Source organism: Chryseobacterium lacus (assembly GCF_003336205.1).
Classification (GTDB): domain Bacteria; phylum Bacteroidota; class Bacteroidia; order Flavobacteriales; family Weeksellaceae; genus Chryseobacterium_A; species Chryseobacterium_A lacus.
Genome location: NZ_QPIE01000002.1, coordinates 1 through 15298 on the forward strand (window position 1 = coordinate 1; position 15298 = coordinate 15298).

9 protein-coding genes and 1 pseudogene are annotated in these 15298 nt (G+C 40.9%); 2 read left to right on the top strand and 8 right to left on the bottom strand.

Translation table 11 applies throughout. From position 1 onward, the window contains the following. Window positions 1-1322: pseudogene (locus tag DQ356_RS11200) on the top strand (hypothetical protein); the annotation flags it as partial. A 160-nt stretch (window positions 1323-1482) separates the two neighbouring features. Next, window positions 1483-3360: a T9SS type A sorting domain-containing protein gene (locus DQ356_RS02085; RefSeq protein ID WP_114302826.1), complete on the top strand. Its 1878-nt coding sequence runs from the start codon at window positions 1483-1485 to the stop codon at window positions 3358-3360. A 339-nt stretch (window positions 3361-3699) separates the two neighbouring features. Here DQ356_RS02085 and DQ356_RS02090 read toward each other — a convergent pair whose 3' ends face one another. The 8 genes from DQ356_RS02090 to lat all read right to left on the bottom strand — a co-directional run bounded on the left by DQ356_RS02090 (window position 3700) and on the right by lat (window position 15084). Continuing rightward, window positions 3700-4464: a TIGR02757 family protein gene (locus DQ356_RS02090; RefSeq protein ID WP_114302827.1), complete on the bottom strand. Its 765-nt coding sequence runs from the start codon at window positions 4462-4464 to the stop codon at window positions 3700-3702. 12 nt (window positions 4465-4476) lie between these two features. Then, on the bottom strand, window positions 4477-6033 hold the full coding sequence (locus tag DQ356_RS02095) for a glycoside hydrolase family 10 protein (RefSeq protein ID WP_114302828.1): 1557 nt from the start codon (window positions 6031-6033) through the stop codon (window positions 4477-4479). A 195-nt stretch (window positions 6034-6228) separates the two neighbouring features. Beyond that, window positions 6229-7716, bottom strand: a complete 1488-nt coding sequence (dacB, locus tag DQ356_RS02100) for a D-alanyl-D-alanine carboxypeptidase/D-alanyl-D-alanine endopeptidase (protein WP_394337235.1) — start codon at window positions 7714-7716, stop codon at window positions 6229-6231. A 147-nt stretch (window positions 7717-7863) separates the two neighbouring features. Beyond that, window positions 7864-10365: a replication restart helicase PriA gene (gene priA, locus DQ356_RS02105; RefSeq protein WP_114302829.1), complete on the bottom strand. Its 2502-nt coding sequence runs from the start codon at window positions 10363-10365 to the stop codon at window positions 7864-7866. A gap of 136 nt (window positions 10366-10501) precedes the next feature. Continuing rightward, window positions 10502-11674 carry a proline dehydrogenase family protein gene (locus DQ356_RS02110; RefSeq protein ID WP_114302830.1) on the bottom strand — a complete coding sequence of 391 codons (1173 nt, stop codon included), beginning with the start codon at window positions 11672-11674 and terminating at the stop codon, window positions 10502-10504. Window positions 11675-11732: 58 nt separating this feature from the next. Further along, entirely contained in the window at window positions 11733-12662 is a 930-nt protein-coding gene (locus DQ356_RS02115; protein WP_114302831.1) for a UbiA family prenyltransferase, read from the bottom strand. 7 nt (window positions 12663-12669) lie between these two features. Beyond that, window positions 12670-13599, bottom strand: coding sequence for a mevalonate kinase family protein (locus tag DQ356_RS02120; protein ID WP_114302832.1), 930 nt, complete (start codon window positions 13597-13599; stop codon window positions 12670-12672). Window positions 13600-13749: 150 nt separating this feature from the next. Continuing rightward, complete coding sequence (gene lat / locus DQ356_RS02125) at window positions 13750-15084, bottom strand: L-lysine 6-transaminase (RefSeq protein WP_114302833.1); 1335 nt, start codon at window positions 15082-15084, stop codon at window positions 13750-13752. Window positions 15085-15298: the final 214 nt, after the last annotated feature.

The following is a 15298-nucleotide window of genomic DNA, read 5'->3' on the forward strand; positions in this document are numbered from 1 at the left end:
GTACCGGAAGTACCTTCCAGCCTTACACCTTGCAAGCCAATTTCTCCACCGGCCTTACCGCCTCCAGTTTCTTTAAATGGATGAAGAACGGCAACGTGGTGGCACAAGGCACCAATATGACGTCCTTTACCATCACCGGCCCTAATCCTTTTGGCACGTACTGGGTAGAAGTGATTGATGTGAACGGATGCCTTGTGAAGTCCAATGCCGTTTCGGTAATACAGGACTGCGGTTCTACCGGCGGATGTACTGTAACTCCCAGTCCGAATCTATCAGTAACCGCTTCATTGGGTTCCTGTAATACCATCAATGCACAGGTTACCTTCACTACCGCCCCAAGCAACATTGTCTGGAAGCTGAACGGCAATGTAGTACCGGGCACCGGAGCCACCAATTCCATGACCACTACCCTTGCGGGAGTCAATGTGGTGCAGGTGGAAGCCACTTACGGCAGTTGTGTGCTGATCAGGACTGCACAGGTAATCAAGCCTTACCAGCCTAAGCTGAAATATGTGATCGGATGCGGTGGCGTGAACCCAAGTGCCTATACACTAACCGCGCATAACATCTCCTCGCTTTTCGGAGTCTCAGCCAATGCGGTGACGTACAGTTACCAACTGACCGGAGGCGGACAGCCACCACAGAACGGCAGCGGGCAAAGTGCGACGTTTAGTGGCCTGACACCGGGACAAACCTATCAGCTGACCCTGACGCTCACTTCGCCGGGATTGTTGCCCTGCAGCATTACGGAGAACATTACAATGCCGGCAATGCCTGACATGAACTTTACCCTTTCCCCGGATCCAACGGGAGGAACGGTGTGTTCAGAGAGTGTCATCACCGTGAATATCCCGGGATATGATCCTGCGAATTCCTACTATATTGGATTTAGCGGAACGGGTGTGTATGCGACAAGTGGAAGTCATCCTATCACCATAAATAGCATTTACCCATCCTTATTTTCATTAACAGTAACCACTCCGTTAAAATGTAAATTTACTTCAAAGACAAATTTAGTTGCTGTGCAGAAAGCAAAGTACGAGGGTCTACTTAACCCGATAAATGGTTACAGTGTAGATGAATCGAGCTCCGTAAAACCCCTGATTACGTTCAGAAATTTAATTCCTGGAACTCCTTCACCGTCCAGTTATATCTGGATGAATGATGACCAACCGGTACCGGGTGCACCCAATACCCAGAGTTTTACCCCTACGCAATCGGGGAATTACTGGCCGATACTGTTGAATGCCAATGGATGCAGAGATATAGGTATGGCTAAAAAAATTATCCCAATTATTATCAAACGCGAATCTTTACAGTAATTTTTCTATAAGATGACGCCAAGTATAAGTCTTGAAGTGGAACCCAAATTTGCCAAAGTTATTAAGCCGGAATTTGTTATATGTATGTTTTTGATTGTTAAGCATATTTTCTTTTTATGTTTCCCATTAAATGATTAATTTTAACTGAAAATTTTTACTTATGAAAAAAATAGTATACTTTTTTACAATCTTTATATTTCTGCCCGCTTTGTTGCCTGCACAAACGTATAACTGGCAATGGGCAAAGCCCGGCGGGGGTTATGTTGGATCTTACGGAAGCGGAATTAATATGGGCAAAGATGAAATGATTAGAGATATAGTGGTGGACAATAACAACAACAGCTATTACCTGACCTCACTGTATCCCAATAATCCTCAGGTGGGAGGGGTACCCGTTACCCACTATCACGACAAAGATTTATTGCTCTATTCTTTAGACTGTAACGGAAACCTAAGATGGACAAAAACCATCGGAGGGTATCAGGATTACGAGCAGGCGTGGAAAATAAGCGTGGACAATAACGGCGGATTGTACATGATGTTTTATGTAATCAATAGAGTAAATATAAATGCTCCCCCTCATTTTCCCCAAGTTCATCTGGACGATAATGTGGTGCTGCCTAAAATACAACTGAGCTATCCTTACGGAAACACACCGGATGAGGGCTTCCGGTCGGCATTTCTACTGAAATACAGCACTTCCAACGGTGCTCTGGAATGGAGTAAGCCTCTACAGGGAATACCCACTTCTGATACTCTTTATGCAGACAATCAGGTGTGGACGATGGACAGCAACCATAATATTCATGCAATATTAGGATTTCAGGAAGGTACCCATTTGGACGGTTTAATTACCGTGCCGCCCAACTATGCTGATGTTTTCAAATATTATTTAGTTAAGTTTGAATACCAAAACGGCACTATGGTGCCGCAACAAAATCCAATCCCACTACCGATGACTGGTAACATTACCACTGGCTGGAGGGCCGGGGAAGTTAAGTTGTTATATAATGAGACATTAAGCATCTATTATTTAGCAGGTACAAGAATGACTCCTGGCTTTAATTATAATCCTTTAACTTACGGAACGACAACATTTCAGAATGACGCTTTCCTTATTGCTTTCAGCGAGACCAACGGTCAATTGTTATGGAGTAAAGAATTCAGTAGCCCTACAACCGCAGATCCTTTTCATAAAATTTACGACATAAAAAAAGACAATTTATCTAATGATTTATACATCACAGGCTGGTATTTAAATTACGGGAATAATCTCAATACGTACTTTGGTACTACTCCTATGACTGCTAATTTACATCTCCAAAATCCCTACGTAATGAAACTTACGCAGGATGGTACTATTCTTTGGACAAAGTCGGCCACTTCTTTAGATCATGGTTTCACGTGGCTAAGTTATACAGGAGAAAAGATTAAAATAGCCCAAAACGGGAACGAAATCGCCATGGTCAAAGGGGCTTTTTTGGAGAAATGGGATAACCATTCCATGAATATGCCTCTGAATGATCAGAACAGCCCACTGCTGATCCGCCTCAATAAGGATAACGGCAATATCGTAGGTTTTCATAAAATAAGTTCCGGCTACGGTTATCAGGATGAGTTTACCGCCATTGCAGTGGATAATGACGGGAATTATCTGTTAGGAGGGTTTTTCCAACATGAGTTATTTACAGATCCCAATGATGGGATTCCTACCATCACCAGCCCTATTGTAGATAAAACCAACTTTTTCGTAACCAAGCTGGCTAAATCTGCCTGCTCCCAAATGAACACAACAGAAACCCCGGTAAAGCAAACGGATGTGGTGTTTTACCCGAATCCTGTAAGTGATGTTCTTCATATTAAAACTAAAGAAAAGCTGGTTTCTTACGAAGTGATCACTGCAGACGGCAGGTTGATGAAGCAGGGTATATTCAGCGGGAATTTTACGATAGACATGAGTGGTGTTGCCACCGGAGTGTATTATGTGAAAGTGCAGGGTGAGAACTTTGCTACGGCAGGGAAAGTAGTGAAGAAATAGGTTAATTGGTTAATCGGTTAATTGGTTAAAAAGCGAATTTGCGGATTTGCTGATTGCTGGTTAATTGATTAATCGGTTAATTGTTTAGTAATAGCGAATTTGCTGATTTGCAAATTTGCTGATTTGCTTAAAAGACGGAAGGCTTCGACGGACTCAGCCTGAAAGAAGGTTTGTTTTTTCACAGTGGTTTCTTCAGTAGGAGGAAAAAATCCCGGAACAGCTCCTTTTAGGGTCGGGGTAAAATGTTCCGGGATTTTTTGTGTGAATTTGCTTAATAGTGGAGATGCCTACAGCAGAAACAAAAGATAAGTGGCTGACCTTTTCTGTTGCTTTTTTTACCTACAATGCTCCTGAAACGCCAAGCCCAAACAAGGCAAAATCATACTTTGCAGGATCGGCAGCATCCATTTTTCGGAGGATTACATCTAGTTCTTCTACGGTTTTCCAATCGTTTTGCTTCCGAATCACCAAACCCAAAGATCTGGAAACATTTCCCGTATGAACGTCCAGCGGCACAGAAAGATGAGCCGGACTGTGCAGCTTCCAGATTCCAAAATCCACTTTTTTGTTGTCCTGGCGTACCATCCATCGCAGAAACATCATCAGCCGTTTTGCGGAAGAATTTTTATAGGTAGAACTCACATGTTTTCGGCTGCGGTGATCTGCATTTCCCAAAAACACATTTCTGAATCGGTCCAAAGCATGATAATAACTGGATTCATTTTCCTGAGGAAAGAACAAAGGTTCCATGCTGCCATATTCTGCATAAATTCTTTTCAGGTTTCTGATAAATTCTGCAAAATCCTCACCGTTGAAGGTGCGGTGCACAGGCTTTCCCTCAAGGCTTTTTAAATATTTTTCGGAAACATTTAAAACAAAATCATAAGGAGAATGATTCATAAAGCCGAGCATTTTTTCTGCAGAATTTAATATCGATTTCCGGTTTCCCCAAGAAATCGTAGCGGTCAGAAAACCACTGATTTCAATATCCTGTTTCAGCACGAAACGATGTGGAATGCTGATGGGATCTTTTTCAATAAAACCAGAATGATTGTATTGATCAGCTTTTTCGTCCAGAAAGGTTTTTAATTCCTCAAACTTCATTTGAACATGCTCTTAACGAATAGCTTTTGCATCATACTCCGATTCATTTCCCAAACGGTCGACCGCTTTCACGGCTACCGCATTCAGTTTCTTCCCTGATTGTGAAAACTCAAGGTTTTTTGAAACTTCGGAACGTTCCAGAATTTCATACTGCCAGTCGTTTCCATATTTTGAATATAAAATCCACTTGAAAACCTCCGATGTTTCCGAAGAACTCCATCGAATATGAACTTCATTTCCTGCTTGCTGAAGTGTCAGTTGGGGTTTTGTCAAAGGTTTTGTTTTGATCCACGGACTTGCCGGAACCAGCGCTTTTTCCTTATAAATTTCTTTCAGGGCTTTCAGCATTGCCGGGCTTTTGGAGATGCCGTCCATGCTGTAATGAATGACACCTTTACTTTCAGGAAGCACATTTCGGGTAATTTTTATTTGCTTTATAATTTCAGCTGGCCTGTCAGGAACATTTTTAATTCCAACGGTGTTGAGTCCGGGCCAGAGATGAATATTTTTTACATTTTCAGATTCCCACCATTTCAGTAATGCACTGAAACTTTGGGGCCCCTCTTCCTTCCAGTAGAGTTGCGGCGCATAATAATCGCACCAGCCTTCATTCAGCCATAATTTTGCATCGGCGTACAGTTCGTCATATTGGGAACTCCCTGTAATACCGGCAGGAAATCCGGGCTTCCAGATTCCAAAAGGAGAAATCCCAAATTTCACCTGTGGCTTTTCTGCTTTTATTTCTTCATGAATTCTCTTAATGAACTTATTCACATTAGCTCTGCGCCAGTCGGCCTTGGAAAGTGTCCCACCTACTTTCAGATAAGCATTCCAGGTGCGCTGGTCCGGAAAATCGCGCCCACCGTTGTACTCTTTATACGGATAAAAATAATCATCAATATGAATGGCATCGATATCATACCGCTTCACAATATCCTTGATGACGCTGGAAACATGATCCTGTACCTTATCATCGGAAGGATCCATCCAATACATTCCGTTGCGAAGTTTATAAGTAGCTTCAGACATCTTTTTGGCCATACTTTCTCCCGTTACGGCACCACCTGTAGTGTGATGTGCCCGATAAGGATTCAGCCACACATGCAGTTGCATTCCACGTTTATGTGCTTCGGAAATCCAGAATTCCAACGGATCATAAAAATGATTCGGAGCTTTTCCGATATTTCCCGTCAGAAAATACGACCAAGGTTCCAGTTCGCTTTTATAGAATGCATCGGCAGATGGCCGGGCCTGAAAAACAACCGCATTGAAATGGGCTTCCTGCAACATATCCAGAATAGTAATTGCTTCCTGTTTTTGCTGCGCCGTGGTCAAATTATTGCGCGAAGGCCAGTTGATATTGGCAACTGTAGCAATCCAGGCTGCACGGAATTCACGCTCTGCCTTTGGTAACTGAACCTTGGACAAAGTGTTATCCTGAAGTATTTTTGTTTGCTGAGCCGGTTGTGCAATAATTTTTCTTTCACGAACAGTTTCCTGAGCAGCACACGAACTGAACAGTATGGCTGATAAAATAATCGCAATATGAATGTTATATGGGAATTTCATGAAGGCAAAAGTAAAGAATTTTGTTTTGTATCCTGAACTCCTGAAAATTTAATGAAACGGTATTTTAGAAAAAGAGAACAATGCCTTTTAACAATTATCAAAAGAGTCATGTCACAAAGAATATAGACGTAACAATTTCCCGATTCACTTTCAGAATTGGCAAAACTCATTAAAGGTTAAGAAAATTTCGTGTACTTAAAGCTCCAATGCCGGCTCCAGAATCCTTTCCATTCTGTTTTTAACCTGATCCACAGAACCCGCATAATTGTTGATCAACAGAGAGAAAGCAAGGGTTCGGCCGGTGTTGGTTTTTATATATCCGGCAAGCGTTTTCACTTTGTTGAGCGTTCCTGTTTTGGCAAATACCTGTCCGTTCCCGATGGTTAAAAACGATCTTTTCAGCGTTCCGGTTTGTCCTGCAATTGGCAAAGAATCGAAATAGGTTTGGTAGTATTTTTGATCCATAATAGAGGTCAGATATTTCACCTGAGAAATGGGAGTCACCATATTATTTCTGGACAATCCGCTTCCATCGGAATAACTGAGTCCATTCATATCAAAACCTACTTCCGCAAGGTGAGAAGTCACTGTGTTTTTACCGGATTCCAAAGTCTGATCCCCATTTTTATAGAATCCTGATGTTCTTAAAAGTGCTTCTGAAAGCGCATTATCGCTGCGGTGATTGATATCGTACACCAAATCTGCAAGTGCAGGAGATTTGTAGGCGGTGATATAATGCCGGAGTTCAGGTTCTTTATCGGTGATTCTGGATTCCACTTTTCCAGAAACCGGAATTCCGTTTTTCACCAATGTTGTTCTCAAACTGTTCGCCAATGAATAGGGAGCATCTGCAATTTTGGTAGTTAACGAACCGCCGTCGAACTGCTCGGCGTATACCATTTTGTTGATATAGGGAGAAATATAAAAGTATCTTTTGGTCTTTTCTTCAAATGGATTAAATTTCTTGGCAATAACTCGCTCGTTGGCTGGATTAATGCTCAAAGTAGTTCCTACGGGAAGGTAATAATTATGATGTTCCATCCAAACCACATTGGCAGGGAGCACCGCCAGTTTATTTTCTTTAAAAATTGCTGTTTGAACAATAATATTTCCATTGATTTTTTTGATCCCTCTTTCCTGCAGAGCGTACATAAAATCTTTTGAAATAGTACTATATGTGCTCGATCCAGCTTTTCCTGTTCCAATAAAAGGATCGCCGCTGCCAATTACATAAAGGTTCCCGTTCAGATTTCCTGCATCATCCACTTCACCCGAAAACTCAAGTTGGGTAGTCCATCGAAATTTCTCGCCCAACATGCTCAATGCTGTTTCTGTAGTCAAAAGTTTGGTGGTAGAAGCGGGAATAAAAGCTGAATTTTCGTTGTAAGAAGAAACTATTTTCTTTGTTTTCGGATCATAAACTACAAATCCCCAATCGGCATTTCGCAATACGGGATCGCTCATCATGGTATTGATATTGATATCTACCAGTTCTTTTGCAGAAAGCGTAATTTTTTCAGGGGTAGCAGAAGGAGAAGGCAATTGTCTGGTCTGATTTTCATACATGGCCGGATAATGTTTCTCTGCTATTGTGTGCAGTTGCGCCATTCCCCATGCAGAAACCATCAGGGCGGCTCCTGTGATATAATTTTTCAGTGTGTTCATCATTATCTTTTTCTTCATTTGAATCTTTTGGATGATTCAGAGAGCATTATGTTAAACAGAGCATCGTCAAATGCAAAACGTTGCTCCACGGTTCAAATGTAAAAATTATAATTGAAAACCAGCATTTTAACATGCTTAAAAGACGCAAAATACTGTTAAAGTTTGTTAAAAATCGACAAAAATATTCTTTTTCACGCTGTGATAACCAGTGATTTCGTCGAATTCTTCCAGACTGAGCATTACAAAATTCTTGAAATCTTTATATTTTTTTCCACGGGGAAGCTTGAGTAAAATCTGATACTGATACAGCAGGTTGATTTTCCCGACAGGTGATTTTTCAGGGCCAAAAATACATTCCTGAGGTAAATATTTTTTCAGAACCGAGCCCAAAAACTGCGAGGCGCGATCTGCTTTATCCTCTTTTCGGTGTTTCAATTCTATGAGAATGGTTTTTGTAAATGGCGGATAATTGAATTTTCTGCGCTCTTCCAGAAAATAATGGTAAATATTTCCCGGATCTTCTTCCTGAATAAGCTTAAACACAGGATGTTCCGGATGATAAGTCTGAATCAGCACTTCACCCGCACCCGACACTCTGCCTGCTCTTCCGGAAACCTGATGAATCAGCTGATATGCTTTTTCTTCAGCACGAAAATCCTGAATATACAGCAACTGATCCGCTCTGGGAATGACCACGAGTTCGATATGATCGAAATCCAATCCTTTGGAGATCATTTGTGTTCCGACAATAATATCAGTTTCTCCTTCTTCTATTTTTTCGTACAGTTGCTCATACGCAAACTTTCTGCGCATCGAATCGACATCCATTCTTTCCACCGAGGCATCGGGAAAAAGCCGGGCTGCTTCTTCGTAAATCTGCTCCACTCCCACTCCGCGAGCGGTAATATGTTCCGAAAAACACTTTGGACACGTGGAAGGTTTTGATGCTTTATGACCGCAATAATGGCACTTCAGCTCGTTCGAAAACTTGTGATATGTCATCACCACATCACAATTGGAGCAATACGCTGCATATCCACAACTGCTGCATTCCACTACATTTGCATACCCTCTTCGGTTGTGCAGAATCATGATCTGTTTTTTTTCTTCCAGAGTTTCCCGAATGGCTTCAATACTTCTCAGAGAAAAATTCCCTTTCACATGCTTTGTATCCCGGTCTTCTTTAAAATTTAATAACTTGAATTTCGGAAGTGCCACATTACCGAAACGTTTTGCCAGAAAAATATACTTCAATTTATCTCTCGCCGCCAGCCAATAGCTTTCCACAGAAGGTGTTGCAGATCCGAGAATGACTCTTGCCTGATAAAATTCCGCCAGAATCAGGCTCGCATCTTTTGCATTAAAATAAGGACTGACTTCCTTCGGTTTATACGCCGCATCGTGCTCTTCGTCCACAATGATAAGGCCTAAATTCTGAAAAGGGAGAAAAAGTGCATTCCGGGTTCCGATAAGAATGCTGAGGTCGTTATTCCGGACTTTCCTCCAGACTTCCACTTTTTCAAAATCGGTGAGTTTCTGATGGTAAAATCCAAGTCTTTTTCCATACTTTTTCTCTAATCTTTGGATCATTTGTTTTGTTAAAGAAATTTCCGGCAACAACAGCAAAGCATTTTTACCTTCTGAAATCGTTTCTTCAATTTTATCCAAATAAAGATGTGTTTTCCCTGAAGAAGTCACTCCATGCAGGAGCACATTTTTCCCGACATTAAAAGCCAAATCCATCTGCAATTTTGCCTGTTGCTGAACTTCTGTGAGTTGTTCCACTGCTTCCGTTTCTCCTTCATACGCTTCCAGCCGGTCTTTCTGAAGATAAAATTCTTCCACGAAACCTTTCTCGATCAATGACTTCAATGGTGCGTTCGCAAAGTTTCCTGATTCAAAAACTTCGGATTTCCGGAGCGGTTTTTCAGAATTGGCGGTATCATGTTCCAAAATGAGGAGCAAAAGTTCTTTCTGTTTCGGCGAACGTTTTAGCTGGAGTAAAACTTCCGGCAGTTGACTAACCAATGTTTCCTTATTTTTCAGCCTCAGATAAGCAATTTCTTTCGCCCTGTATTTTTCGGAAACTTTTTCATCGATTTCAATATACTGAAGATCGATTAACGAATGAATGGTTTTTACGATTTCCTTTTTGGGTATAAAAGCTTCAATTTCGGAAAGACTGATGAGCTGCCGGACTTCCAAAGCCTGAATAAGATACAATTCATTCACATCCAAATGCTGAAGATCGATAACCGCACCGGGTTTCAATTTCAAGTACGTTTCACTTTCCAGTTTTAGCGAACCCGGAAAAGAAAAGCGGTAAATTTCACCTTTATTGCAGAGATAATATTCCGAGAGCCACTTCCAGAATTTCAATTGTTGTGGCGGCACAATAGGCGCATCATCCAGAATATTGATGATGGGTTTTGGAATAAAAGCTTCGGGAATATTGGAATGAAGTTCTTCTACGATTCCCGTATAGATTTTCTTACCCCGAAAAGGCACCAATACCCTCATCCCGATTTGGATTACAGAAACGAGTTCCTCTGGTACCGAATACGTAAAGGTTCCTTTCAGGTTGAGCGGCAAAATGATTTGGGCAAAATTCAAAATCGGGCGGCAATTAATCGTACTTACAAAAGTAGCAAAATAAATGCGGAACATAATCCTGGTATTAACAGGTCGCAGCTACCCTGCCTTAATTGCGCGGGGAATGATAGTAATGCCAAGAGTAACAGCAGCGATTTTTCGCAGCTACGTTACTATCAATTATCAAATTGCAAACTTATCGCACAAACTTTTAGATTCCGTTTTTCCGGCGTTTGATTTCTTTATCAATCAACATCAGTTCACGGCCGGTTTGCCCGGCAACAGAAGTGTTTTCCTGTGCTCTTCTGGTAAGATACGGCACCACATCTTTCACAGGACCGTAAGGAAGATATTTGGAAGCGTTGTATTTTTTTTCACCAAGATAATACGTAATATTATCGCTCATTCCGTACAATTGGCCGAAATAAATATTAGGATGATCGTTCGCTAAACCTTTTTCCCTCATTCTGTCCATCACGAGTTCCGTGGATTTCTCATTATGAGTTCCGAAATACCCTGAAACTTTTCCCAAATGACGGATAACAAAGTTGATGGCGGCATTATAATTATCATCGGTGGCCTCTTTTGTAGGCTGTATTGGATCCGGATAGTTTAGTTCTGCGGCCCGCTCTCTTTCTTTTTCCATATAGGCACCCCGCACGAATTTATATCCCAGAAAATAGCCTTTTTCAGAAGCGCGTTTTAAATCCTGCTCCAGATACTCGATGCGGCCGGTTCTGTACATTTGAACCGTATTCCAGATGATTGCTTTTTCTTTATTAAATTTTTCCATCAGGCCATTCACCAGTTCATCTACAGCATCCTGAGCCCAGGTTTCTTCGGCATCGATCATGAGGACAACATTTCTGTCATAAGCCATCTGCCCTACGTCTTCATACCGTTTTTTTACCTTTTCCCATTCTTCTTTCTCACTACTGGTAAGTGTTTTTCCGGCTTGTACTTCTGCATAAAGATTCAGTCGCCCAAAACCGGACGGCTTGAATACCACAAAAGGAATGGCAGGATTTCCCTCGGCAAATTTGATGTTTTGTTTTATTTCTTCGCAGGTATGATCAAATGCGGATTCTTCTTCCTTGCCTTCAATAGCATAATCAAAAATACTCCCAACATGGCTTTTAAAAAGTTTTTTCACCACTTCCATGCTTTTTTCCCGGGTTTCGCCGCCCACAAACTGATCGAATAAAGTTTTGCGAACCACGGTTTCCACAAAAGGAAAGTTGTTTTTTATGGTAAAATTTAACGCCGCAATTCCAATATTGGTGACTGCCGGATTTTCGATGGCTTTGAACATCCAGTACGCTTTTCTGAGCTGGTCTGTAGACTTATGCTGAAAAGCGATTTGAGTATCGTTGAAGATTGACATAAAGATTCAAAAAATTAATGTCAAATTTAACAATAGTTTGCAGGATAAAAAAAGGAAATTAATATTTCTGAACGATGCCGTCAGCAAGCATGGCCAATATTCCGATAAAAATCCACAATCTGAGAAGGTTCAAAGTAATAAATCTGGCGTTTCTGGTGTTGCGAAACATCTGGAAAACTGCTGTTAAAATTACAGCAAATCCGGCTACAAAATACCAACCCATTATTCTGTAAAAGCCGATTCCGTAAAGAATAACGGCCGATACCAGAAGTGTTGAAATCAACAGAAAAACAGCAATCACACTTGCAGTTTTTCTTCCGAAATAAATGGGAATGGTAGTATATCCGAAAATTCTGTCAACTTTCGCAGTAAGGGTATCTTTTATGATATCTATCATAAGAAGCATCAGAAAAAGGAACGCCGCCATCATCATAACTTTACCCGAAAAGGTTCTGTAATACACCAACATTCCGAAAAAAGGATATAAGGTGAGTGCGACGAAAGTCAGATTATTGAGAATCAGCAATCTGCTGAGTTTATGGCTGTAAAACCACATCAGGAACTGGTACAGCAGATAAAAAAGAAAAACCCGATAGGAAATAAAAAATGCAACGCCCAGGGAAACGGTGTTCAGAATAATATAGGCGTACAGAAAATATTTCTGTTTCAGGAAACTTTGAAGCCTTGTCCGAAAGGGTTTGATGAGATGGTCTTTTTCCACATCATAAAACTGATTGATAATTCCTCCTGCAAGAATACTGAGTACAGCACAGAAAATAATCCCATGAACCCTGAAATCAAATACAAACTGACGCAGATTTTCTTCCTGATTGAACAGAAAAAAAGTGGAAACATACAGTGCAAAAGTGAGGAGTAAAGCCATGAAAAAACGAGCTCCCACCAGAAATCCAATCAACTGTGAAATCCGGTATGAAAACGTTCTGGGAGCAGAAGCAGGAGCCGCTGAGGTTCTGTTTTCTGTGCCCATTTTTTTCTTAGAAACGGTAGATTACTTCCTTATTAAAACCTTCAAGCATTTCCTCCGCTTTCTCGTAATCGCGGGTAAAACCAAGAATGTATCCTCCGCCACCGCTTCCGCAGAGTTTCAGATAATAAGCATTGGTATCAATACCTTTTTTCCAGGCTTTATAGAGGCTTTCCGGAATCATGGGTTTAAAATGTTCAAAAGCCCAAACGGATAGATTTTTAAGATTCCTGAAAAAAGGATTCATTTCTTTACTCAGAAAATACTCGATGCAGGCGTTGTTGTAGCGGATAAATTCTTCCTTCAGTGTTTTGCGGAAACCTTCGGTTTTCATTTTTTCAAAAAAGATTTGTACCATAGGTCCGGTTTCTCCGGCAGTACCACTATCGATCAGAAAGATGGCGCCTTTTTTTCCTTCTTCACTTTGGGGAATCGCTACTTTGTCAACATTCTCTTTATTTTCAATCAGAATCGGAAGATTCATGTAACAGATGAGTGGATCAATTCCCGAACTGGTGCCGTGAAAATAACTTTCCAGTAAACCAAACACTTTTTTCAGAGCTTTCAGATCGTCTTTGGAAATGGTTTCAGCATCGTATTTTTTCAAGGAATATTTCTCAAAAACTGCAGCCACCAAAGCACCGGAACTTCCGATACCGTATCCTTGCGGAATATTGCTGTCAAAAAATAATCCGGAATTGATGTCTTTGATGAAACTTTCAGTATCCACTTCAAAACCGGCAGGCAAAGTCAGAACCTTCAGATATTCTGCATAATTCCTGAGATGTTCGTTAGATTTTTTCTCGAAATCTGACTGAAGTTCTGAAAATTTAAGCGTTCCTTTATAAAAGCTGAAAGGCAGCGTGAGTCCTCTGGAATCTTCAATGATTCCGTACTCGCCGAACAGCAGGATTTTTGCATAAAATAAAGGATTGGTCATCGTTGGTTTTTAAAACACTGATATACAGTGGCAAATATACAAAATATTTTTAACAGATTACAAAATCTGCAATTTTCAGGCCGTTTTATTCTTAATTTTCAAAAAAGAAAACCTGACTCTACAGTTTGAAGAGAGTCAGGTTGATGATTTTTAATGATTGCTGACCAACTTTTCAATTTTATCCAAAGCAATCTGAATTTCTTCCTGCGACACATTCAGATGTGGGCGAAAACGAAGCGATTGGTCGCCACACGGCAGAATGATAAGATGATCTTCGTACAACATTTCGCGCATCCGGTCGCGTTGTGCTCCGTCCGGTAAATCAAAAGCACACATCAGGCCTCTTCCTCTCGGATTGGAAATAACGTCAGGATATTTTTTTGCCAATTGCTGAAGTCCGTTCAACAGATAACTACCGACGGTTTCTGCGTTCTGACAAAGATTTTCTTTTTCAATTACTTCCAGAATCAGTTTAAACCTCATCATATCAATGAAGTTTCCTCCAAAAGTGGAATTAATTCTGGAGCTTTCACGGAATACATTATTCGGGATCTCGTCAAACTTCTCTTTGTTGGCAAGGACTCCGCACACCTGAGTTTTCTTTCCGAAAGCAATGATGTCCGGCTTTGCTGTAAAATGTTCAAAAGCCCACATTTTCCCTGTGATTCCGATGCCGGTTTGCACTTCGTCAAAAATCAGCAATACTTCATTCTGATCACAGAGATCGCGCAATCCTCGGAAAAATTCATCCCGGAAATGATGATCGCCACCTTCTGCCTGAATGGGCTCAATGATGATGCACGCCACTCTGTTCGGGCTGGAAAGGATGGCCTCCTCAATATTCAGCAATGCTAACTGCTCATTCTTAATGGTTTCTTCCAGATTTTCTTCTGTAATCGGGAACGTGAGATGCGGATTGATGATTCTTGGCCAATCGAATTTCGGGAAATACTGATATTTTCTGGGATCTGACGTATTGGTAAGGCTCAAAGTATATCCGCTTCTGCCATGAAAAGCCTGGCGGAAATGAATACAGATATCGCCTTCTACGTTGATATCTTTCTCAAAGTTTTTACGGGTTTTCCAGTCAAAACATGCTTTCATCGCATTTTCTACAGCCAGCGTTCCTCCGGAAATAAAAAACGCATACTGAAGATGTTCCGGGATGGCTACCCTTTCAAAAACCTCCATAAATTCTGCATATTCTTCAGAGTATACATCGGCAAGCGTTGGTTTGTTAATGGCCATTTTCCCAAGCCAGTTTTGATGTTGTACGAGATACGGATGATTGTATCCGATGGAAGCGGAGCCGAACATGGAAAACATATCCAGATAATTTTTCCCAGTGAGAGAATCATGAATCCATGATCCCTGCGATTTTTCAATATCCATTACGAAATCGAATCCGTCGGCAAGAATATGACGGGAAAGGGTTTGTTTTACTTTGTTGATTACTTCGGGTTGCGAAGCAGTTGTGTTGTTCATACTATTATTTTTGGATTTAATTCTTTTTAATGACGATATTTTATTAATGGGTTTGTCGGTGTCAGGCTGGGCTTTCGGTCGTCGAAGCCTCATTGATATGATTTGTTGTTAGATAACCAGGTAATAATTCCCATTGGTTATTGATGATTTGTAATCCCTGTAATAAGAATTATCAGAACATTGAACAATATAAACAAAATAGGTTTTCATGTTT

Coding starts and splice junctions, on each gene's coding strand:
- DQ356_RS02085 (WP_114302826.1), top strand. CDS start 1,483: ATGAAAAAAATAGTATACTTTTTTACAATCTTTATATTTCTGCCCGCT.
- lat (WP_114302833.1), bottom strand. CDS start 15,084: ATGAACAACACAACTGCTTCGCAACCCGAAGTAATCAACAAAGTAAAA.
- DQ356_RS02095 (WP_114302828.1), bottom strand. CDS start 6,033: ATGAAATTCCCATATAACATTCATATTGCGATTATTTTATCAGCCATA.
- DQ356_RS02115 (WP_114302831.1), bottom strand. CDS start 12,662: ATGGGCACAGAAAACAGAACCTCAGCGGCTCCTGCTTCTGCTCCCAGA.
- DQ356_RS02090 (WP_114302827.1), bottom strand. CDS start 4,464: ATGAAGTTTGAGGAATTAAAAACCTTTCTGGACGAAAAAGCTGATCAA.
- priA (WP_114302829.1), bottom strand. CDS start 10,365: ATGTTCCGCATTTATTTTGCTACTTTTGTAAGTACGATTAATTGCCGC.
- DQ356_RS02110 (WP_114302830.1), bottom strand. CDS start 11,674: ATGTCAATCTTCAACGATACTCAAATCGCTTTTCAGCATAAGTCTACA.
- dacB (WP_394337235.1), bottom strand. CDS start 7,716: ATGAAGAAAAAGATAATGATGAACACACTGAAAAATTATATCACAGGA.
- DQ356_RS02120 (WP_114302832.1), bottom strand. CDS start 13,599: ATGACCAATCCTTTATTTTATGCAAAAATCCTGCTGTTCGGCGAGTAC.